Source organism: Devosia sp., assembly GCF_040509215.1.
Lineage (GTDB): Bacteria > Pseudomonadota > Alphaproteobacteria > Rhizobiales > Devosiaceae > Devosia.
In genome coordinates this window covers 1-21,554 of sequence record NZ_JBEVLL010000262.1, presented here as the reverse complement: position 1 = coordinate 21,554, position 21,554 = coordinate 1, and the positions used below count along the sequence as shown (strand labels likewise).

General features: G+C 60.7%; 18 protein-coding genes. 14 read left to right on the top strand and 4 right to left on the bottom strand.

The features are described 5' to 3' along the window. Positions 1-7 precede the first annotated feature (7 nt). From ABW043_RS14875 to ABW043_RS14860, 4 genes are read left to right on the top strand one after another with little or no spacing between them, the layout of a single operon-like run. A complete protein-coding gene (locus ABW043_RS14875; RefSeq protein WP_353921980.1) occupies positions 8-1,534 on the top strand; it encodes an ABC transporter ATP-binding protein in 1,527 nt (508 codons plus the stop codon). Beyond that, entirely contained in the window at positions 1,531-2,613 is a 1,083-nt protein-coding gene (locus ABW043_RS14870) for an ABC transporter permease (RefSeq protein ID WP_353921979.1), read from the top strand. Before ABW043_RS14875 ends, ABW043_RS14870 begins: the two co-directional genes overlap by 4 nt. Beyond that, entirely contained in the window at positions 2,613-3,524 is a 912-nt protein-coding gene (locus ABW043_RS14865; protein ID WP_353921978.1) for an ABC transporter permease, read from the top strand. The genes ABW043_RS14870 and ABW043_RS14865 overlap by 1 nt, the downstream gene beginning before the upstream one ends. Positions 3,525-3,570: 46 nt before the next feature. Then, positions 3,571-4,473 (top strand): nucleoside hydrolase, encoded by a 903-nt coding sequence (locus ABW043_RS14860; RefSeq protein WP_353921977.1) that lies wholly within the window; start codon positions 3,571-3,573, stop codon positions 4,471-4,473. Between the two features lie 230 nt (positions 4,474-4,703). Here ABW043_RS14860 and ABW043_RS14855 read toward each other — a convergent pair whose 3' ends face one another. Beyond that, complete coding sequence (locus ABW043_RS14855; RefSeq protein WP_353921976.1) at positions 4,704-5,765, bottom strand: nucleoside hydrolase; 1,062 nt, start codon at positions 5,763-5,765, stop codon at positions 4,704-4,706. Positions 5,766-5,911: 146 nt separating this feature from the next. Between ABW043_RS14855 and ABW043_RS14850 the strand changes: the two genes are divergently transcribed. Beyond that, a complete protein-coding gene (locus ABW043_RS14850; protein ID WP_353921975.1) occupies positions 5,912-6,871 on the top strand; it encodes a LysR family transcriptional regulator in 960 nt (319 codons plus the stop codon). Between the two features lie 429 nt (positions 6,872-7,300). Beyond that, positions 7,301-8,806 (top strand): MFS transporter, encoded by a 1,506-nt coding sequence (locus ABW043_RS14845; RefSeq protein WP_353921974.1) that lies wholly within the window; start codon positions 7,301-7,303, stop codon positions 8,804-8,806. A gap of 161 nt (positions 8,807-8,967) precedes the next feature. On the opposite strand, the gene ABW043_RS14840 is transcribed toward ABW043_RS14845, so the two are convergent. Next, a complete protein-coding gene (locus tag ABW043_RS14840) occupies positions 8,968-9,507 on the bottom strand; it encodes a TetR/AcrR family transcriptional regulator (RefSeq protein ID WP_353921989.1) in 540 nt (179 codons plus the stop codon). A 516-nt stretch (positions 9,508-10,023) separates the two neighbouring features. Here ABW043_RS14840 and ABW043_RS14835 point away from each other — a divergent pair. Next, the gene (locus ABW043_RS14835) at positions 10,024-10,374 is read left to right on the top strand and encodes a hypothetical protein (protein ID WP_353921973.1); all 351 of its coding nucleotides are present in this window, start codon (positions 10,024-10,026) and stop codon (positions 10,372-10,374) included. A gap of 148 nt (positions 10,375-10,522) precedes the next feature. Here ABW043_RS14835 and ABW043_RS14830 read toward each other — a convergent pair whose 3' ends face one another. Further along, positions 10,523-11,167, bottom strand: a complete 645-nt coding sequence (locus tag ABW043_RS14830; RefSeq protein ID WP_353921972.1) for a DUF2161 domain-containing phosphodiesterase — start codon at positions 11,165-11,167, stop codon at positions 10,523-10,525. A 211-nt stretch (positions 11,168-11,378) separates the two neighbouring features. On the opposite strand from ABW043_RS14830, the gene ABW043_RS14825 reads away from it, so the two are divergent. The 6 genes from ABW043_RS14825 to ABW043_RS14800 all read left to right on the top strand — a co-directional run bounded on the left by ABW043_RS14825 (position 11,379) and on the right by ABW043_RS14800 (position 18,570). Further along, positions 11,379-12,392 (top strand): LacI family DNA-binding transcriptional regulator, encoded by a 1,014-nt coding sequence (locus ABW043_RS14825; protein ID WP_353921971.1) that lies wholly within the window; start codon positions 11,379-11,381, stop codon positions 12,390-12,392. 46 nt (positions 12,393-12,438) lie between these two features. Further along, positions 12,439-13,677, top strand: a complete 1,239-nt coding sequence (locus ABW043_RS14820) for an ABC transporter substrate-binding protein (RefSeq protein WP_353921970.1) — start codon at positions 12,439-12,441, stop codon at positions 13,675-13,677. A gap of 67 nt (positions 13,678-13,744) precedes the next feature. Further along, positions 13,745-14,665, top strand: coding sequence for a carbohydrate ABC transporter permease (locus ABW043_RS14815; RefSeq protein WP_353921988.1), 921 nt, complete (start codon positions 13,745-13,747; stop codon positions 14,663-14,665). Then, entirely contained in the window at positions 14,662-15,528 is an 867-nt protein-coding gene (locus ABW043_RS14810; protein WP_353921969.1) for a carbohydrate ABC transporter permease, read from the top strand. Before ABW043_RS14815 ends, ABW043_RS14810 begins: the two co-directional genes overlap by 4 nt. A gap of 23 nt (positions 15,529-15,551) precedes the next feature. Beyond that, entirely contained in the window at positions 15,552-17,462 is a 1,911-nt protein-coding gene (locus ABW043_RS14805) for a glycoside hydrolase family 127 protein (RefSeq protein WP_353921987.1), read from the top strand. Between the two features lie 10 nt (positions 17,463-17,472). Continuing rightward, positions 17,473-18,570, top strand: a complete 1,098-nt coding sequence (locus tag ABW043_RS14800) for an ABC transporter ATP-binding protein (RefSeq protein ID WP_353921968.1) — start codon at positions 17,473-17,475, stop codon at positions 18,568-18,570. 66 nt (positions 18,571-18,636) lie between these two features. Here ABW043_RS14800 and ABW043_RS14795 read toward each other — a convergent pair whose 3' ends face one another. After that, on the bottom strand, positions 18,637-19,311 hold the full coding sequence (locus ABW043_RS14795; protein ID WP_353921967.1) for a glutathione S-transferase family protein: 675 nt from the start codon (positions 19,309-19,311) through the stop codon (positions 18,637-18,639). A 310-nt stretch (positions 19,312-19,621) separates the two neighbouring features. Between ABW043_RS14795 and ABW043_RS14790 the strand changes: the two genes are divergently transcribed. Next, on the top strand, positions 19,622-21,554 hold a 1,933-nt coding region (locus ABW043_RS14790; RefSeq protein WP_353921966.1), incomplete at its 3' end, for a methyl-accepting chemotaxis protein.

Here is a 21,554-nt window from a genome sequence, read left to right as displayed (position 1 = left end):
GCCGAAAATGACCTCCCACACGCTTATCGCCTTTGAGGCTATCTCAAAGGTGTATGGCAATGGCACGCGGGCACTGACCGATGTTTCTTTCTCGGTCGCCCGCGGCGTCATTCACGCCATCTGCGGTGAAAATGGTGCCGGCAAGTCTACCCTGATGAAGATACTCTTCGGCCTGGAACAACCCAGTGCCGGTCATCTGCGGTTTGACGACGGCATCGTTGACATCCGTTCGCCCGCGGCCGCTGCGGATTTGGGCATCGGCATGGTGCATCAGCATTTTACGCTGGTGCCATCCCTGACGGTGGCCGAGAACATTTTCCTCGGACAAGAACGGCGGAATGGCCTGTTCGTCGACCGCCTCAAAACGCGCCAGCGGGTGGCCGAGCTCTCGCGACGGTTCAACCTGGCGGTCGATCCGGACGCGCGCGTCAGCACCCTCTCTGTGGCAGCCCAACAGAAGGTCGAAATTCTCAAGGCGCTGTCTCGGGATATTCGTCTGCTCATCCTCGACGAGCCCACGGCGGTGTTGTCACCTCCCGAAACCGAAGAGCTTTTCGCGCGCCTTCGGCATCTCCGGGATGAGGGGCTGACCATTCTCTTCATTTCCCACAAACTGCGCGAGGTTCGAGCCTTGGCCAGCCATGTCACGGTGCTGCGTGCCGGCAGAGTCGCCGGAGATGCCGATCTCGCCCACCTGGACAATGACGCCGTTTCCAAACTCGTCATGGGCGCATCGGCTGCGGTTCGCCCCGCGCGCATAGTCCGCACGCTGGGATCTCCCCTCGTAACTTTGCGAGGCGTTTCCCAATCGCGTGGACGTCCAGGGGAGCGTGTTGAGGATATAGATCTCACCGTTCATGCGAGTGAGATCGTCGGCGTGGCTGGGGTCGATGGCAGTGGGCAGCAAGGCCTTGTAGCGCTGCTATCAGGTCGTCGGACCCCATTTACCGGCGACATTGTGTTCAGCGGGCGCGCCATGAATGCCAGCAGCACACGGGATTGGCGAGCACAAGGATTGGCTCACTTACCGGCCGACCGTCTCAAAGATGGCAGCTCGGCGACTATGTCGCTGGTGGACAATGCTATTGCAGGAGCCCATCGCAAGCCGGCCTTTCGGATTGGCGCCTTTCTCAATCGCCGGAAGATGGTGGAAACAACCAAGGCGATGATCGCCGAATTCGGCGTGCGCTGCCCGGGCCCGGAGGCGCCGCTGTCCGCCCTCTCGGGTGGCAACGCCCAAAAGCTCATCGCTGCCCGCGAGTTCGCATCTCAACCGAAGTTCCTGGTTGCCGACGAACCGACCCGCGGCATCGACGTCGCCGCTGCAGCCTTCCTGCATGATCGCATTCGATCCATGGCAGCGACCGGCGTCGGCGTGCTGCTGGTGACCTCGGATCTTGATGAGCTGCTCGCATTGTCGGATCGGGTCGTGGTGATGTTCGGTGGGCGCATCGTTGCACGCCTGGAAAATAGCGACGGCCTCACGCCGGACCGCCTTGGACCTTATATGCTTGGACTGGAGGAGACGGCATGAGCCGCAAAGCCCTCGCCCCGGCGATCGTGACCGTGGCAATCCTTGCCTTGGTCGTCGCCGTGGTCATGCTACCCCTTGCGTTGACCACATCGGACCCTGCAGGCGTATTGCAGACCTTCCTTTTCGGCCCATTCCGCAACTTGCGCTACTTGGGCAACATCGTGGAAATGGCAACGCCAACCATGCTCTGCGGTCTGGCCGTCGCGGTGATGTTTCGCTCGGGAATGTTCAATCTAGGCGTGGAGGGTGCCTTTTACCTCGGAGGCCTGGCCACAGTCGCCGCGACCCTGTTGCTGCCAATGCCCTGGTGGGCCGCAGCTCCTGTGTCCCTCCTGATCGGCTCCATGGTGGGGTCCACCGTCTGCATACTGCCTGGCGTGATGCGCGCCCAGTTTGACACCTCGGAACTCGTCACTTCGCTCATGCTCAATTTCGTAGCTTTGTTCGTGGGTCTCTTCATCCTGAACTACTTCTTGCGTGACCCAACGGCCGGGGCCATGGCGTCGTACAAGATCCCTGTCGAAGCACAGCTACCGCGTATCCTCCCTGGCACCCGTATCCACTTGGGCACTGTCCTCGCGCTATTGGCCTGCATTGCCGGGGCAATCTATCTGTTCCGGACGCGAAGCGGTTTTGATGCGCGCCTCGTTGGGTCGAATTCGGCCTTTGCGGCCCATCTCGGCCTTCCGATACGCTTGGTCATGATGCGGTCAGCAGCGATTGGCGGACTGATCGCTGCCGCCGCAGGCGGTATCGAGATGCTTGGGCTTTATACGCGCTTTTCCTGGCAGACACTGCCGGGCACAGGTTGGGTCGGCGTCACCGTCGCGATCCTTGCGCGTGACAATCCGATCCTAATTGTCCCTTCAGCCCTGTTTTTTGCTTACCTGCAGGTCGGTGGAGACTTGGTGGGACGCAATTTCGATGTGCCGATCGAGGGAGTTGGACTTATCAACGCACTGGTTCTGCTGATTGCAACAGCCGCGGCAATCATCCGAAACCCGAAGCTACTGCAGCTCGTGTCCGGCGACAATTCGGCGACAATGTCGAAGAATCTTCCAAAGGCGGAGGCACACTGATGGATCCTGCATCTATTGCCGAATTCATCGCAGTTGCGCTTCGCGTTTCAACACCACTGATCCTGGCGGGGCTTGGCGTGCTCATTTCAACTCGCGCAGGCGTCCTCAATATCGGCATCGAAGGCATGATGCTCGCCGGCGCCTTCGCAGGAGTGGTCGCCAGTGCCTTTACCGGCAGCGCGCCCATCGGGCTGCTGGCGGCCATTCTCACGGGCGCAGCCCTGGGCTGTCTTTTAGCAATCATGGTTCATGTCGCGAAGGCGGATCTGATCCTGTCGGGTATCGCCATCAATATTGCGGCAGCTGCCGGCACCACGCTTCTGCTGTTCCTGATCACAGGCTCCAAGGGCGTTTCCAGCTCGCTGCAAAGTCAGGTCCTGCCGTCAATCGACATCCCGGTGGTGGAGGCCGTTCCTCTCCTCGGTACCGCTATTTCCGGCCACCACGTTCTTACCTACGTGGCGTTGCTCGGTGCACCTCTGCTTGCAGTTTTTCTGACCCGTACACCGCTCGGTATCCGCCTTCGGGCCGTGGGCGAAAAGCCTGAAGCCGCCGCCGCCGCCGGCATCAACGTCAAACGCTACCAGTTCTGGGCGCTGGCCGCGTCGGGAGCATTCGGTGGCCTCGCAGGAGCGTTCCTATCCATGGGCTACGTCAGCTGGTTTGCCCAAAACATGACGGCGGGCCGTGGTTTCATAGCGCTGGCTGCTGAAGTCATGGGCAATGGCAGCGCCTTGGGTACGATGGCGTCGGCGATCCTTTTGGGAACTGCCGAAACAATCTCTATCACCATGCAAGGCGGAGGAATTCCGAGCGAGCTGGTGCAGACCATCCCCTACGTCGTCCCCATATTGGCTCTGCTTCTGCACGCCACCCGACGCCGGCGGCTCCTCAAACGCAGCGCCGCCTGAAACCCATCCCGCTCACCAATTCCGAATGACTCCAGGAGACCACATTATGAAACTCGTCATCGATACCGATCCCGGAGTTGACGATGCGATGGCCATTACCTTTGCCGCGTTGCATCCCGACATTGAATTGCTGGGCCTTACCACGGTATTCGGCAATGTCACCGCGTCGCAGGGCACCCACAATGCACTCTACCTTTCGGAGCGGTTGGGGTTGGACATTCCTGTAGCGGAAGGTGCAAACGTCCCGAGGGTCCTCCCCCCCTTTGAGCCATCCGCTCATGTCCATGGTCCGGAAGGTTTTGGTAATCTCAAGGTCCCCGCCCCGAAGGGCAAAGCGATTGCCGAGACCGCGGCCGAATTCTTGTGCCGCGTTGCTCGCGAAAATCCTGGCCAGATCGTTCTTTGCCCGGTTGGCCCAATGACCAATGTTGCCGACGCGATCGATCTCGATCCTGATTTCGCGAAAAACCTGAAGAGCATCGTATTTATGGGCGGGACACTGGACCGCCAGGGCAACGTCACGCCCTTCGCAGAAGCTAACACCTGGCATGATCCTCATGCCCTGGACGTGGTGCTTCAAAGTGGGGCCAATATCACCATGGTAGGCCTCGACGTCACCATGAAGCTGATCCTCATGGCCGAGGACTTCACGAAGATGGCCGAGATAAATTCAGTCCACGGCGGCTTTCTCCGCGACATCAGCCACTTCTATCTCAAGTTCTACAAGACTGTGGGTGAGGCCGGTTGCGGCTTCCATGACCCGATGACAATCATTGCCGCACTGCATCCTGAGCTCTTCAAAACGGACAGCACGCCCCTTGGTGTGGTTTTGGATGGTGAAGAGATCGGGCGAACTTATCGGACTGAGGGCCGTCCGGCGGTCAACGTTTGCGTCGACCTCGATGTCGAAGGGGTGAAAGCGGAGTTCATGGAAGCGCTTGCCCGGTAATCGGGAAATTTTGGGGGTGTCGCGGTTATGCTGCCTCAGCGACGCCCCTCTTTCTGCAAGATCGCAGCCCAGTGACGCACCAGCCGTGCTGGCGCCCTACGCCGCACTCTGCTCCAACAGTTTTGTAGCTCATGCTCCGGCATGGACCCCGCAATTCTGGCCTTCCCGGAGTCACAGGCGAGAATGCTGGCCGAGGCCATGGTGGCAATCCTCGCCTGTCATCACTTCAATTATTCAGCAGCATGCACGGCATCGAGGAACATCGTGCGGAACCGATCGGCGTCGAGTTCAAGGGCGATCTCGACCTTGCCTGATCCAATCCCGGGGTCGACACCGTCCTTGAAGGCAAGCATCTGCCCGTAAGAGCGGCCAAAATTGGTGTCGACCGCCGCGGTGATCGTGGCGGCGCGCTTAACCAGGCTGGGGTCGATAGCCACTGCTGCGATGACCTCGTCCCACAATGGCAGGTCCAGCCAGGCATTGTCGACGAGGTAGGAGCTGAGCTCGGAGCCTTCCTTCTTCATGGCCTCGACCAGGGCCGTATCGACCGTGACAGTGGTGTTGATCAACCCCGTCACGACGATGGAGTCAAAGCCCGCTGTCAGGACGATCTGGGCGGCCTCCGGATCGAAGACGGTGTTGAAGGCATCGATCGATTTCACTTCGCCGGTCGCGGCGTCGAAATCAGATTTCGGTCCGTTGGAAATCACCACGCTCTTCACCAGGCTGGCGAATTCGGGGTCCTGTCGCACCGCAAGGGCGATGTTGGTGAGGGGACCACCGGCGACGATCGTGACTTCGCCGGGATATTTATGGACCTGCTCGATCATGAACTGCACGGCCGACTGGTCCTGCGCTGTGATAGTCGGATTACCTTCCTTGAGGTCTGGCGCGACATCGGGGTCGAAGTCGGCAGCCCGGTCCTCATAGCCGTTCCATGCACCCTTCCAACTGATGGGGCCATAGACGCTTTCCCAGATGGTCATGCGCTCGGGCGTGTTGACGAGCGGTTCGCTGGCCCCGGCGTAGACCGGAACCTCGGGATGGCCGGCAAGCTCGAGAAAACGCAGCGTGTGGGCAACACCCTTGGCCACCCAGTCGTCACCGATAACGCCGGTGATACCCAGCAGTTCAACATCGGGCGCGTTCATGAACAGCAGGATCGGCTGTACAGCAGTACCCCCCGGGCCAGTCAGGTCCTGATCATAAATGAACTTGGCGGATAGTGCAGGCTGGGCCGCCCCAAGGGACGCTGCCAACAAGGCGGAGAGGAGCAGTCTTTTGTGATGCATAAGGGCTATCCTTGAACGGCCAGCTTCTTTCAACCGGCCCCTGAGGTTTTGAATGGTGACAAGATGAAGACTATTTCCAGTCCATGCGGGCTTGTCAGGCCGGTTTAATCATGGATGCTCGTTCAAGTTTTTGAACGGGAGTGACCATGCAAATCGATGACGTTCGGGCTTTTGCGTGGATCGTGGCATCGGGATCCCTGTCGCGCACTGCACGCGATCAGAGCCTCCCCAAAGCCACGCTTAGTCATCGGCTGCGCAGGCTGGAAAAAGATGTTGGCGCCGTGCTGCTGACACGCTCCGGCACTGGTCTGGTGCCAACCGAAGCTGGCCGGACCTTCCTCAAGCACGCCCAGGATGTGGAGCTGGCCTACACGCGGGCGATGGATGCGGTTGCCGGCCAACGACCTGCCCAAAGCGTCCGTTTGAGCATTGGCGCGACCGACGAACTCTCGACCAACCTGCTGGCGCCGCTGGCGCTACAATTTGGCCGCACGCATGCCGAAGTAGCGCTCGATCTTCATGTCATGCCGATAGGTCGTCTACTGATGCGCGAGACCGATCTCGATTGCATGATCTGTTCTGGACTTCCCGTTGTCGAAAACAGCGCCAATCTGGTAGCTCGCGGCTTCGCGCGCTACGTGAGCCGGCTTTACGCAGCGCCGTCATATCTGGCGAGGCGCGGAACTCCCGGCACGCCCGATGATTTGCGCCAGCATGACCTGCTCGCCGGCGTTCCTCCCCACGGCGTCAGTGCCTGGTCTCTCAGCGACGGAAAGACCAGCGCAGTGATCGATCCTAGGGGGCATTTGCGTACCGATGACAACTGGGTGGCCAAGGTTTGTGCCATACAGGGTAGCGGCATTGGCCTATTCCCTGAATTTTTCGCCCAGGAGCATCTACTGGGAGGAGAGTTGGTGGAGGTGCTGCCAACCTGGACCACCGCAGCCACTTCGGTCACCGTGCTCTATCACGATCACCGCTTTGCCAATCCGCACATACGCGCTTTCGTCGACTTCCTGGTGCAGGAGTTCGAGGGCTTTTATCGCTTCCCTTATCGGCAGGGCGACGTGTTCCGCACCGGTGCACATCGCCCATCTTCTCTTTGAGGATCAACGGAAGGCGGTCGTGACCAAACGATCGAACATCCGGTCCGATAGCAATGCAGCAGCAAAAGTCTCGCCATCATTCCCACCGCATAACGGGTCTGTGGTCGCCTTGCCTTCAGCGCATACATCACCAGATCGGAGATGATACTCGGTGGTGGCGTCGAGGTGACGCGACTCACCGATGCTCTCAACGCGGAAACCAGATGTCTCGGTGTTCCAATGGGCAGCGCCCCGATCTCGACAACGGCCGGCAGCCAAGTTCATTGCCTCAGCGCTTGTTCAAACTATACATTCATGTTAGTTTAGTTTGATAGATACCGAGCAGCGCGTCGCCATGGTGTTCGCGCCTCCCCGCCGCTAAGCGGTGCCCGGTCAAATGTTTGGAACTCCAATTGCTGACGCATATCGGCTGCCGCTGAAAGTACGACCATGACTAAATCAAATCCTTGGCTGGTACTGGCCATTATCTCGAGTGCTTTGCTGCTCATTGGAATCGATATGACGGTGCTCAACGTCGCACTGCCAAGCCTGTCCCAGCAGCTTGGTGCCACCACCACAGAGAAACTCTGGATGGTGAACGCCTACAGTCTTGTCATGGCAGGACTGCTGCCTGGCTTTGGCACGCTCGCCGACCGTGTCGGAAGTCGCACAATTCTGATCTGGGGCCTGATTGTCTTCGGCGTTTCCTCAACGTTAGCCGCGTTCGCACCCTCCCCCACTGTGCTTATCGCGGCACGCGGGCTGCTCGCGGTAGGGGCCGCGATGATGATGCCGGCGACGCTCTCAATCGTTCGTCTGGTTTTCAAGCAAGACCAGGAGCGCGCTACCGCCATCGGCATCTGGGGTGCCGTCTGGGCAGGAGCGGCAGCTCTTGGACCGATCATCGGCGGGATTTTGCTGGAGCATTTTTGGTGGGGCGCGGTTTTTCTGATCAATGTGCCCATTGTCATAGTCACACTGGTCCTGGCGCTGACGAGAATTCCGCACGTGCCTGGAAATCCTGATCGTCGATGGGATGCACTGACTTCGGCCTACCTGACGATCTCGTTGATCGCGCTACTCTATGGACTGAAGGGTTTGCTCAAGCCAGAAATCCACTGGCACGAAGTGCTCAGTTCGGCGGCCTTGGGGATAGTGTTCGGCTGGCGCTTCCTCCATCGCCAGACGGCTACATCGGCGCTTCTAATTGATTTCAAACTCTTCCAGAAAGGCCGTTTCTCGCTTGGGGCAACGGTTGCTCTCGTCGCAGGCTTCAGCCTTATGGGGGTGCAGTACATTCTCAGCCAGGAACTGCAGCTAGTGAGAGGTCTCTCGCCCCTGCAGGCAGGACTATTCGTCTTGCCCATAGCCCTGGCTTCTTTTGTCAGCGGACCAGCTGTCGGTGGCCTCATGCTTAGGGTTGGCATGGAGCGCATGATTGCAATCATGATGGGTTTGGCGGCACTCGGCGTGGCTCTCTACGCATATTCCGGTCACCTCGCCCCCATGGTTTGGGAAATGACGACAATGGGTCTCATCGGGCTTGGCATGGGTGGCGGCATGGCCGTCGCCTCGACCGCCATCATGATGGGCGCCCCAGAGGAGCAGGCGGGAATGGCCGGGTCGATCGAGTCCATTTCCTACGAATTGGGGGGCACACTCGGTGTGGCGGTCATGGGCAGTGTGATGGCTTCAGCATATGCCACAAACTTTGCTCCCCCTGCCGAGGCCAATCTACCGGCCTCGGCGTGGGACAGTATCGACCAGACGTTGCTTGCCCTGACCAATGTCGCAACGGCAACGCAGCAGGCGGTCGTCTCTGCAGCGAACGCAGCTTTTCTAGACGGCGTCGCCTCCGCCCTGTTTATCGGGACCACGATCATGGTGGCTCTGTTGGTCGGCACGGTCGCGTTTGCCTGGGGCAAGAAGGGTGACGTCTCAATCGTCCACCATTGATGCGCGCCCTACCCGCATCGCGAAGGCAGATTGATACGCCACCGACCGCACCCTGGGTGCCGTTCTGATAGCCGTGATGACGGCTGGGAGCGATGGTATGGCATCCATCGCGTGGAATTACCCGAAGGTGCCGGCGAGCCGATCTAAGATACGGAGTTCTCTCAGGCCGTGCGAGAAATCATCGCAACCAGCCGCTCAATTACCTTGGCCTTGGTTGCCTCCGGCAGCGGGCGTGAGAGCAAGGCGTCATGCAGCCACAGACCATCGGCAGCCAGGCGCGCGATGAACGCCAACATAGATGCGTCATCGTTCGGGTCTGGCGACGCCTCTACCCAACGATCATAAGTCTCTACCCAGAACCCACCCATCGTCGGGTCAGTCGCACTTTCCATGATCAGCGCCAAGTCGGAGCGGTCCACCGAAACTGCGGCAACTTTGACATAGGCAATCAGGCGTTCCGCTGCGCTTGCTTCGTCGCGGTCCTTGCCAAGCTTTTCGGACAGAGAAGCCTCCCACCCATTGGCGGCGAACTCGTTGGCGGCACGGACAAGAGCCTCCCGAGATGGGAAATGGTAGAGAATACCGCCCCTTGTGATCCCAGTTTCCGCCGCCACAGCATCGAAGGTCAATGCCGTGATGCCGTCTCGTTCGACGATGGTCCGAATGCTGGTGAGGATTAGTTCTCTCTTGCTGACTCTCATAACCAAACGACTTTCATGGAACCTGCAATGCACCCCATCCAACTAGCAGAAACCGCATAGCACACCAACGCTGGCCGCCACGTGGAGAGGGCGGTCCTCCGGGCCGCCCTTTTCCTTTGGGCTCCGCGCGGGCGCCGTCATCGGGACACCGGCCGCAACGGAGTGGCTTGGGGACCGCGCTGCAAGAATGCGCGATCCCCGGAACAACCTTTGGTAGGTGCACCGCGGATGTTCGAGCCCACCCTCGAACAACCGGCATCTGGTCTCCCGATGATTCCGCGACGTCGTGGCCGAGACGCTCGATATCGAGATGCGTCCTCGATCCGCCGGTCGGACCCGACCCATCAACAAACTCCGGAATTGCCCGCCACGGTTATCCCTAGTTCTGGGGAAGCCACAGGGCGACGACGACGGGTACAAGGCAGCTCGACCAACAATGTCAAAGCAGTTCCTTCTTCCATCGGAGATATTCGAATGTTCAAAAATTGCGCCATTGTGTGCCTGGCGTCATTTGCCATGGCCATCGCCGCCCCTGCCTTTGCCCAGGGCAGCACGTTCAACCCCAAGGGCACGTTTGCTGACCAGTACGGCACCAGCTTCACCTTCTCGTTGTGCGGCGCCGGCACCGATCTATGCGGAACGCTGGATGTTCTCAAAGGTAAGTCGGCAACACCCGCAAACCTCACTCATGTCGGCAAGCAGGTGATGGAGACAACCGCAAACGGGCCCAACAGTTGGAAGGGCAAAATCACTGCAGGGGATCTAAGCGCCCAAGTTACGGTGACGCAGACCGGCCCCGACACAATCAACATCCAAGGGTGTCGTATGGCGATCTTGTGCCAGACCATCACCTACAAGCGCCAGTAACGGGTTGTACTCTCCCGACGGCTGCGGACACGACCGTGTCCGTATCGAAGGACACAAGCCCGCCAGGCGAAAACCTCACCTCTGGCATTTGCGGATTATCCCGCTGACCCGCGGGACGTGGCCATTTAAGCGCCTTGGTGACCTCCGCTCACCGCGGCAGGACTGCGGTTTTGCCGAGTTCGGTCAGGCCGTAGACGCCCCTGCTCTCGCGGACGAACCAGCCGTAAACGTTGCTCCGCAGAATTGTCGGGGCTCTTGCGACCAGAAGCTTCAATTGCTTGGGGCTTTGCGGGCCGGCCAGCAATGCGGTGGCGCAGACGATGCAGTCTTGCCGATAGGCAGTCATGATCGGCTTGCCGCGGCCGCCCCCGACCTGCGGATCGCCTACCCGGCGTTTGTGCTCATCAAGAAGCCGGGAGCGTCTTTTGGGATCGCGGCGCGGTGTCGCGGCAAAGGGCGTGACGATGACGTCGACCACACCGGACGCCGATACGGCGATGAGGCCGAAGCCCAGGCGCCGGCAGAGATTGCGGAACCGCGCGTCGTGCTCGCGACCTTTTCCGGTCTTGGAGGTGCGCGCAGCAAGCCAGACTTCGTCGCAGATCGAGGCCCGGTTGACGCCCTGCATGACCAGTTCAAGATTGAACGTCAGCTTCATCTCGCAAACGATGACGACCGAAGGGTCACCCTCTTTCACGCCGACCAGATCGCAGCCGTTGACTTCGCCTTTGACCGAGTAACCGGCGCCCTCCATGAAGGCCTTCAGCGGCAGATAAAGGTCGGTCTCTACCATCAGATTCGCTTTGCCCAGATGCGCACGCGCCTGATCTAGCTGAGTCTTCGAGCCGGTGCAGCGGTTTCCGATTGTTGCCTACGAAGCCAAGCTACGCAGCGCACGACGCGCCGAATGCTGCAGACTCCCTTGTGTTGAGAAATCGACTTGACAGGCGTTTGAGAAAAGGATTTTTCTGTCGTGAGAAAAGGGTTTCTCACGGGATAGACAATTGTCAGTACTGCCGACGAAGCGGGTGCGGATTTATGACGTTGCGCAGGCAGCGGGCGTCAGCGTTGCGACCGCTTCGAAAGCGCTGAACGATACAGGGCGGATGACGGAAGAAACGCGTTCGCGCGTCAAGGAGGCTGCGAGCAGCCTCGGGTTCCGGCCGAATGCCATGGCGCGTGGCCTCATCCAGCGTCGCAGCTTTACCGTGGGTGTGCTGACCAACGATACCTATGGGCGATTTACCTTGCCGCTGATGGCCGGAGTTTCCGAGGCCTTGGTCGATCAGGGCGTGTCGGTTTTCCTCTGCGCCATCGAAGACGATCCGGCGCTGGCGAAAATTCATGTCGATGCCATGCTCGACAAGCAGGTCGATGGCATCATCGCTTCGGGCAAGCGGATCGATCGGCAATTGCCTGTCGATCTCACCAATCTCAGCGTTCCGGTCGTCTACGCGTTCACCAAGGGTCCGGACGATGCGGTGAGCCTTGTTTCCGACGATGCCGAGGGGTCTCGCGAGGCGGTCGAGTGGCTCAAGGGCCTTGGCCGGCGACGGATCGTGCATGTCACCGGCCCCAAGACTTTTGCCTCGGTGGAAGAGCGGGCCGGCGCCTATCGCGCGTCGGTGGGGGACGGCGCACGGGTTTTGTATGGCACCTGGTCCGAGCAGTGGGGCCATGAGGCCGTCGCGCAGATCTGGGGGGAAGACGGCGACAAGCCCGACGCCATTTTCTGCGGCAATGACCAGATCGCGCGTGGCGTCGTCGATGCGCTACGCGAGCGCGGCGTTTCAATTCCGGGCGACGTGTCGGTTGTCGGGTTCGACAATTGGGAAATCGTGGCGGCGGCGACGCGTCCGCCGCTCACCACGATCGACATGAATCTGAAGGAACTCGGCCGGGAAGCTGGTCGCCTGGTTCTGGCTTTGGCAGCGGGAGCGACTGTCGAGCCGGGGATACGCAAGCTGCCGTGCCAGCTCGTGGTCAGACAATCCTGCGGGGGTATGCCCCGCAGCTAAAACGTGAGGGACCGACGCACAGGTCCACTTTGGGAGGAGTAAAATCATGATCCGGAAACTGCTGGTCGCGACCAGTCTTGCTTCGCTGTGCCTTGTGTCCAACGCCATGGCGCAGGAAACCATCAATATGTGGGTGCGGACCGGCATCGGTACCGCCTTCACCTCGCTGGCCGACGCCTATAATGCCAGCCACGAGAACCAGATCGCGCTGACCGAAGTGCCGTTCGCCGAGCTGGTGCAGAAATACGCCACCGCCATTGCCGGCGGCCAGGCGCCTGACGCGCTCTCGCTCGACCTGATCTACACCCCGGCCTTTGCCGCCGCGGGGCAGTTGCAGGATCTGACCGAATGGGCCAAGGGCCTCGAATACTTTGATAGCCTGTCCCCGTCGCACGTCGCGCTCGGCACCTATGAAGACAAGGTCTATGGCCTGCCGCTGCTGGTTGAAACCTCGGTGCTCGCCTGGAACAAGGGCCTTTACGAACAGGCCGGCCTCGACCCCGAAAAGGCGCCAGCCAATTGGGATGAAGTCGAAGCCAATGCCGAAGCCATTCGCGCGCTCGGCGGGGATAATTACGGCTTCTATTTCTCCGGCGGCTCCTGCGGCGGCTGCATGATTTTTACCTTCACCCCGCTCGTCTGGGCTTCGGGTGTGGACATTCTCTCCGAGGATGGTCAGACGGCAACGCTCGACACGCCGCAGATGCGTGCCGCCGTCGACAAGTACCGGTCCATGGTGGAGAAGGACCTCGTTCCAGAGGGTTCGGCGACCGACAATGGCGTCAATTTCCTCAGCTTCACCAATGGCAAGATCGGGCACCAGAGCCTCGGCGCCTTCGCCATCGGCACGCTGGTCAATGACTATCCCGATATCGACTTTGGCGTCACCCTGATCCCCGGGATTGAGGGCGGCACCTCGTCCTTTGCCGGCGGCGACAATATCGTCGTCACCAAGGACACGCCGCGCCTGGCTGCGGTGCAGGAATTCATCGAATTCGCCTATTCGCCTGAAGGCCAGAAAATCCTGGCGCAGAACGGCTCACTGCCGACCCGCTCCGATATCGCGGCACAAACGCTTGAAGGCCTCGATCCGCGCCTGCAGGTGGCCGTCGATGCCATCGGTGTCGCCAAGACGCCCTATACGCTCTTGTTCAACGACCTGATCAACAGCGCCAATGGCCCTTGGGCAACCTTCACCAATGCCGCCATCTATGGCGACGACGTGGATGGCGCCTTTGCCACCGCCCAGTCCGAAATGCAGTCGATCATCGACAACGCGCCCTGATGGGGAAAGGCGGGAGGTTTTGGCTCGCCAGAGCCTCCCGCATCTTCAACCGGATCTTTCCATGTCCATGACTATCGCCACACCACTTGCGGCTGCAGAGAAACCGCGACGCCGCGCCCGCAAAAACCGGCAATGGCAGGGGCTGCTCTATATCGCGCCGGCCATCATCCTCGTGACAATCTTCTTCGTCATTCCGGTGCTGTTTACCGTCTGGATGAGCTTTCACAATTGGCCGTTGCTGGGCCAGCCGAGTTGGATCGGGCTCGACAATTATATCAGGATGTTCAGCGACACGCGTTTTGCGGCGGCGCTAAGTTTTACCGCCTACTACACCGTCATCGCGACCATAGCGATTTTCGCCCTCGCCTTTCCGCTGGCGCTTTTCGTGCAGAACGAGCGGCGCGGGGTCAGCGTCTATCGGACCATTTTCTTCCTGCCGGTGGTGGTGGGTCTTGCGACGGCCTCGCTGCTCTGGGTGTGGCTCGCCAATGTGGATAGCGGGCTCTTTAGCCCGATCCTCCGCGCCTTCGGCGTCACCGGGCGGAGCGCCAATCTCCTCGCCACCTTCAACAATGCGTTTCCGACCATCATCGTCATGGTCGTCTGGAAGATCGTTGGTTTCACCATGATCATCCTGCTCACGGGGCTGCAGTCCATTCCCAGCGACCTGATCGAGGCGGCGCGCATCGATGGCGCGAGCCGCTGGCAGCGTTTTCGTTTCCTGACCCTGCCGCTGATGCGGCGGACGCTGGCCCTGGCGCTGATCCTCTCGGTTACCGGCTCGGTGCTGGCCTTCGACCAATTCTACATCATGACCAGCGGGGGGCCGCAGAACCGGATGATTTCGGTCGTCTACTATATCTTCAATCAGTCCTTCGTGTCGTTCCAGCTCGGCTATGGCTCGGCGCTGTCGATCGTCCTTCTCGGCATTCTGGTGGCGCTCAGCGTCGTTCAGCTCTGGCTGCTGCGCGTGGGAGACGACAAATGAGCGCGGCGACAAAACAAACGCGCGCCCGGCGCAAATTCTTCGGCGGCCTGGGCTTTCACGGCTTTGGGGTCGTGGCCTCGTTCTTCTTTCTCGCCCCGTTCTTCTGGGCCGGGCTCTCGTCGCTGCGCAGTGGCAGCGAGTCCCAGACGCCACCGCTGCCGCCATGGCCAACCAATGGCATCAGCTTCGACAGCTATGCGACGCTCGACACTTTTGGTTCGGGCATCTGGCAGCACACCTTCAATTCGCTGCTGGTCTCGCTCAGCACGGTCGTGCTGACGGTGATCGTGTCGCTGCTCGCCGGCTATGGCTTTTCCCGCTACCGGTTTCCATTCAAGAACGTCTTCTTTGTCTTGATCATCGCCACGCTGATGATCCCGTTCCAGTCGATCCTGACGCCGCTCTTCATCATCCTCGCCAACCTTGGGCTCAACAATTCGCTGGTTGGGCTGATCCTTGTCTATGTGACACTGCAGCTGCCCTTCTCGGTCTTCATGATGCGCAATGCCTTCGATGCGGTGCCGCGCGAAATTGAAGAGGCCGCAAGGATCGACGGTGCGCGTGACCTCAAGCTGCTGGTGCGGGTGCTGTTGCCGCTGGTCATGCCAGGCGTGGCGACGGTGGCGATCTTTGCCTTCCTCAACGCCTGGAACGAGTTTCTCGCGGCGCTAATCCTCCTTTCGGACAATGACAAATACACCCTGCCAGTGCTGATGACGGCCGTTCGCGCCGGGCGGCTGGGTGCCATCAACTGGGGCGCGGTGCAGGCCGGCGTGATGGTCATGACCATCCCCTGCCTCGTCATCTTCCTTCTGCTGCAACGCTACTACATGCGCGGCCTGATGGCCGGCGCGGTCAAATGACTTCCAACCCAATGGATAACACCATGACGCTCTCGCCCAATCGCCAGTTCCGCCCGCTGCCCGTGCCGTCCGTAACCGTCGAGGGATATTGGGGCGATTGGCAGGACGCGGTCTGCGACCACACCGCCGCCGCCCTTCTCGATCGCTGCGTTGAAGCGGGCATGCTCAACCAGATCAATGTGGATGTGCCGAGCCCCGGCATCGTCATCCCCATCACCACCTGGACCGGCACGTCGCAGATGTTCTGGGACAGTGACCTGGGCAAATCGATCGAGACCATCGCCTATTCGCTCTACCGCAAGCCGAACCCGGAACTTGAGGCGCGGGCCGATGCCATCATCGACATGTATGAAAAACTGCAGGACCCGGACGGGTACCTCAATTCCTTTTTCCAGCGCATCAAGCCGGAATGGAAGTGGACCAATCTGCGCGATTTCCACGAGCTCTACTGCGCCGGCCACATGATGGAAGGTGCGGTCGCCTACTATCAGGCGACGGGCAAACGAAAATTCCTCGATGTCATGTCCCGCAAGGCGGATTACCTCGTCAAAATGTTCGGTCGTGGCCCCGGCCAGGTGCGTGGCTATTGCGGGCATGAGGAAATCGAGCTGGCGCTGGTGCGGCTCTCCCGCGCGACGGGCAACCAATCCTATATGGACCTTGCCAAATTCTTCATCGATGAGCGCGGGCAGGACCCGAAATTCTTCATCGAGGAAGCTATCGCCCAGAAGCGCGACGTGCGCGGCCACCAGAAGGATACGCTCGGCTATGGCCAGTCGCACCTGCCGGTGCGCGAGCAGACCAAGGTCGTCGGCCACGCCGTGCGCGCCATGTATCTCTATTCGGGCATGGCCGATATCGCGACCGAATATCACGACGACAGCCTGACGGGGGGGCTCGAAACCCTCTGGGCCGACCTGACGCAAAAGCAGATGTATGTCACCGGCGGCATCGGGCCCGCAGCGGCCAATGAGGGTTTTACCGACTATTACGACCTGCCCAATGACACGGCCTATGCCGAGACCTGCGCTTCGGTGGGCCTCGTCTTCTGGGCCAGCCGCATGCTGGGCCGCCGCCCGAGCCGGCGCTATGCCGATATCATGGAGCAGGCGCTCTACAATGGCGCTATTTCGGGCCTCTCCACTGACGGCAAGACCTTCTTTTATGAAAACCCGCTGGAGTCGACCGGTGGACACCACCGCTGGACCTGGCACCCCTGCCCCTGCTGCCCGCCCAATATCGCGCGCCTCGTCACCTCGCTCGGCTCCTACATATACGGCGTCGCCGACGACGAGATCGCCGTGCATCTCTATGCCGAAAGTCAGGCGCGGGTTGACCTTGCCAATGGCGCAAAGTTCACGCTGACGCAGAAGACCAACTATCCCTGGTCGGGCAATATCGACATCCGGATCGAGCCTGAAGCATCAGCACGCTTTGCCGTTTCCCTCCGCATCCCTGCCTGGGCGCATGGCGCGAAGCTCGCGATCAATGGCGAAGCCCAAGACGTCACCACCAAGGATGGCTATGTCCGCATCGAGCGCGAATGGAACAAGGGCGACGCGATCACGCTGGACCTGCCGCTCGAGCCGCGGACCCTCCGCGCTCACCCCGCCGTTCGGCATGATGCAGGACGCGTTGCCGTGATGCGAGGACCGCTGGTCTATTGCCTCGAAGGCACCGACAATGGTGCCGGCCTCAATTCGATCCTGTTGCAGCGTGGGCTGGGGCAAGCGCAGACAGCGACCATTCCGAACCTGCGCGGCGCCATCGCCATCGACATTCCGGTACTGCGCGAAACGGCCGAAAACTGGGGCGACGCGCTTTATTCCGACAAGGCGCCCGAGACCGAGGCGGAGCAGGCTCGCCTCGTGCCCTACCATCTCTGGGATAATCGCGAGCCCGGCGAAATGCTCGTCTGGCTGCGCGAACGCTAAGGGAGCGATCATGGCACAAGCAACTGGCATGGCGCTGCGGCAGGTCCGCAAAAGCTATGGCGCAACTGCCGTTATCCACGGCATCGATCTTGATGTGGCGGCTGGCGAATTCGTCGTCTTCGTCGGCCCCTCGGGCTGCGGGAAGTCCACTCTTCTGCGCATGATCGCGGGGCTCGAAGAGGTGACCGATGGTGAAATCAGCATTGGCGGTCGCGATGTGACGGATCTCGATCCCTCGCAGCGTGGCATTGCCATGGTGTTTCAGTCCTATGCGCTCTATCCGCATATGAGCGTGCGGGACAATCTCGGTTTCGGCCTCAAGATGGCCAATACGCCCAAGGCGGAAATCGAGGCGCGGGTCGCCGTTGCTGCAAAAATCCTCAAGATCGAGCCGCTGCTTGAACGACGCCCTGGGCAATTGTCGGGTGGCCAGCGCCAGCGCGTTGCCATCGGCCGCGCCATCGTGCGCAAACCCGATGTGTTCCTGTTCGACGAGCCCCTCAGCAACCTCGATGCCGAGCTGCGCGTGTCGATGCGCATCGAGATCGCGCGGCTCCACAAGGAGCTGGGCAATACCATGATCTATGTGACCCATGACCAGACCGAAGCCATGACGCTCGCCGACAAGATCGTGGTGCTGCGCGACGGGCGGATCGAGCAGGTCGGCACGCCGCGCGAGGTCTATGAAAACCCGAACAATATCTTCGTTGCCGGCTTCATCGGCTCGCCCAAGATGAATTTTATCGAAGGCGTTGCCGTGGAGGGCGGGGTCGATCTTGCCGGTCGCATGATTTCACTTGGATACACACCAGCCGAACCGGGAACGGCCGTGACCATAGGGGTGCGACCCGAGCACCTTGAGGTGAACAATAGCGGGGAAGCGGCATTCACGGTCAGCGTCGATTTCAGCGAATACCTCGGGGGGACGCAGTACCTTTACGCCACCCTGCCCGATGGGCAGAGCCTGACCATCGAACATCGCGAAGACGGCGAAATCGATAAAGAGGGCCCGCTTACCGTGTCTTCCGACCCAGGGCGTATCGAGGTCTTTTCGGCAGCGGGTCAACGGATCGGACGGCATCGGCCATCACAGGCTGCCGTCCGGTAGGGTCAGTTCGCGGGAACTGGTGCCGCAACCATTGGAGTTGCGGCACACAGGCTTTCCGGCCCTGCCCTATGCCGCGGCCTTGAGGACGTGCGCGTCGTTATTGCGCAAGCGGTGCAGATAGAGATCTACGAAATCGGCGGGCGCCGCTTCCCTAACGCTCGGGCGGGCGGCCAGGTTTTGCCGCCAGGCGGTTACCTTTGGCAGGTCCGAGGTCAGGCCAGTCGCCACCACCGTTTCAAGCGCGTCGAGCTGGCGGAAAGCCGGGGCGAAAACCGCATCGACGAGGCTGAACTGGGCGCCGGCAAACAATGGCCCTTCGATAGTGTCTTCGAGCCGGCGGAGTTTGCCCGCGAGGGCCTGGCGCGCGCCATCGAGCTCGCTCTGGTCCTTGGCAGCGCTCAGCCGCCAGAGATCGCCCAGCACCTGCGAGCCGAATTCGATCCATGAACGATGCTGAGCGCGTTCAAGGGCATCGCTGGGGTGGAGCCGCTTTTCGGTGATCGTGTCCTCAAGATATTCGAGGATGACGGCGCTTTCGAAGATGATGGCCGGCTCGTGACCATCGCGCTCGACCTTGAGCACCGGAACCTTGCCCAGCGGCGACAGCGCCAGGAACCAATCAGGCTTGTTGGCGAGATCGATATAGACGACCTCAAAGGGCACGCCCTTTTCCTTCAGCGCAATGACGGCGCGCTGCACATAGGGGCAAGTGGGGAAGCTGATCAGGGTGAGCTTGGACATGGAATTCTTCTCTGACTGCGACCAGGGGGAGGCCTGGCAAAGGCATGATGGCTCAGCATAACCGGTCGCACTGCATGAGACGAGAAAGGCGGTACCCAAAGAACAGCGGGCCGGACAATGAAACAGCACATTCCGCCCGGTCACAGCAAAACCATGTCGTCATCTCAGGGGGCGACTGGCGAGAGCGTCCCTCGATCGGACTCTTTTTTGCGGCTTGTTAAAGTTAACCAGAAATAGAGCCAAACGCTCAAATAATGAGCACCGAACGCCAGCACCCAGAAGGACTACAGCCGGCGTCTGGGAGGAAGCCGTGCGTCTTAATTCTCTACCGGTCAGGGTTTCCCTGTTTGCGGGTCTTGTCATTGCCTTGGTGTTTTGCGTCGGGATGACGTTCCTGGTGCAGCGCATCGGTAGCTCGGTGGAGCGGCAGACGAGCGAGCTGCAGGCTGAAACGACGCGGTCGCTTTCCGAAAAGGTTTCCCGCGATCTGGTTCTAGCCAAGCAGGCAGCAGCCGATATCGGCAGCGCCACGGCGGCCATGCGGGGCGCCGGCATTGTCGACCGCGCCAGCTATGACAGCGTGCTGCAGAACGTGCTCGCCGAAAACCCGCAACTGCTGGCGACCTGGGCGGCGTGGGAACCCAACGCACTCGATGGCAAGGATGCCGAATTTGCCGGCGTAGCGCCGTGGGATGCGACCGGGCGCTTCGTGCCATATTGGCAGCGCGGCGGCGGGCCGATCGTGCAGGAAATGCTGATCGACTATGACAAGCCCGGCGTCGGCGACTATGCACTTCTTCCCAAGAATCTTGATCGGGCCGTGGCCATCGAGCCCTACCCCTATGTAGTGAGCGGCAAGGAGGTGCTGATCACCTCATTTGGCCTGCCGATCAAGGTCGATGGCGCCTATGTCGGCACGGCGGGTATCGATCTTTCGCTCGGCGCCATCAATGATGAACTGGCGTCCTTGCGGCCGTTCGACACCGGCAATGTGGCCCTGGTCTCGGCGACCGGCATTGTTATCGCCCACCCGGATGCGAGCCTCGTCGGCACGACGCTGGCGGCCGATACCGAACTGGCGCAAGTCGCTGCTGCGGCGAGCAAGAGCGACACCTATGTCGAGGCGGAAGCGGCTGGCTCGGATGGGGCGCCCTGGCGCTATATGGCCGTGAGTTTTGATGCCGGTGGAACGCAGGACCGCTGGACCGTCGTCTCCATGGTGCCGCAGGCGACGCTCAGCGCCGCAGTCTCGGAAGCACGCTGGGCCATTATCGGGCTTTCGGCGATCTGCGTTGCCGCAGCGGTCGGCATCGTCTTCATGCTGATGCTGTGGCTGGTGGGGCGTCCGCTCAAGCAGCTCGGCGCCACGGTGGAAACCATGGCCGACGGTAATTACGACGTGACCGTGCCGTTCATGACGCGCCAGGACGAGATCGGCACACTGTCGCGCTCGGTGGAAGTCTTCCGCGACAACGGCATCAAGGTGGCGCAGATGACCGAGGCGGAAGCGGCACGCATCATCAGGGATCGCGACGCGCGAGCGCTGATGATGACCGAACTGCAATCGGCCTTCGGCAATGTGGTGGATGCCGCGATCGATGGCGATTTCTCGCGCCGGGTGGAGACGGAATTCCCCGATGCTGAGCTCAATTCGCTGGCGGCGGGGATCAACAAGCTCGTCGGTACGGTGGAAGGCGGGCTCGACGAGACCGGCCAGGTGCTCTCGGCGCTGGCCGATACCGACCTGACCCAGCGTATTCACGGGAATTATCGCGGCGCCTTCGCCAAACTGAAGTCGGACACAAATGCGGTCGCCGATCGGCTGACCGACGTCGTCGGGCAATTGCGGGGTACCTCGCGCGCCCTGCGGACGGCGACGGCGGAAATCCTTTCCGGCGCCAACGACCTCAGCGATCGCACCACCAAGCAGGCGGCAACGATCGAAGAGACTTCGGCAGCCATGGAGCAATTGGCGCGCACAGTGATCGACAATGCCAGCCAGGCAGAAGTCGCGTCGAACAAGGCAGGCGAAGTGTCCCGCTCGGCCGAAGAAGGCGGCAGCCTGATGGAGGAGGCCAATGGCGCGATGGAGCGGATTACCCAGTCCTCGTCCAAGATCTCCAACATCATCGGCATGATCGACGACATCGCCTTCCAGACCAACCTGCTTGCCCTCAACGCTTCGGTGGAAGCAGCGCGCGCTGGCGAAGCAGGCAAGGGCTTTGCCGTGGTCGCCGTCGAAG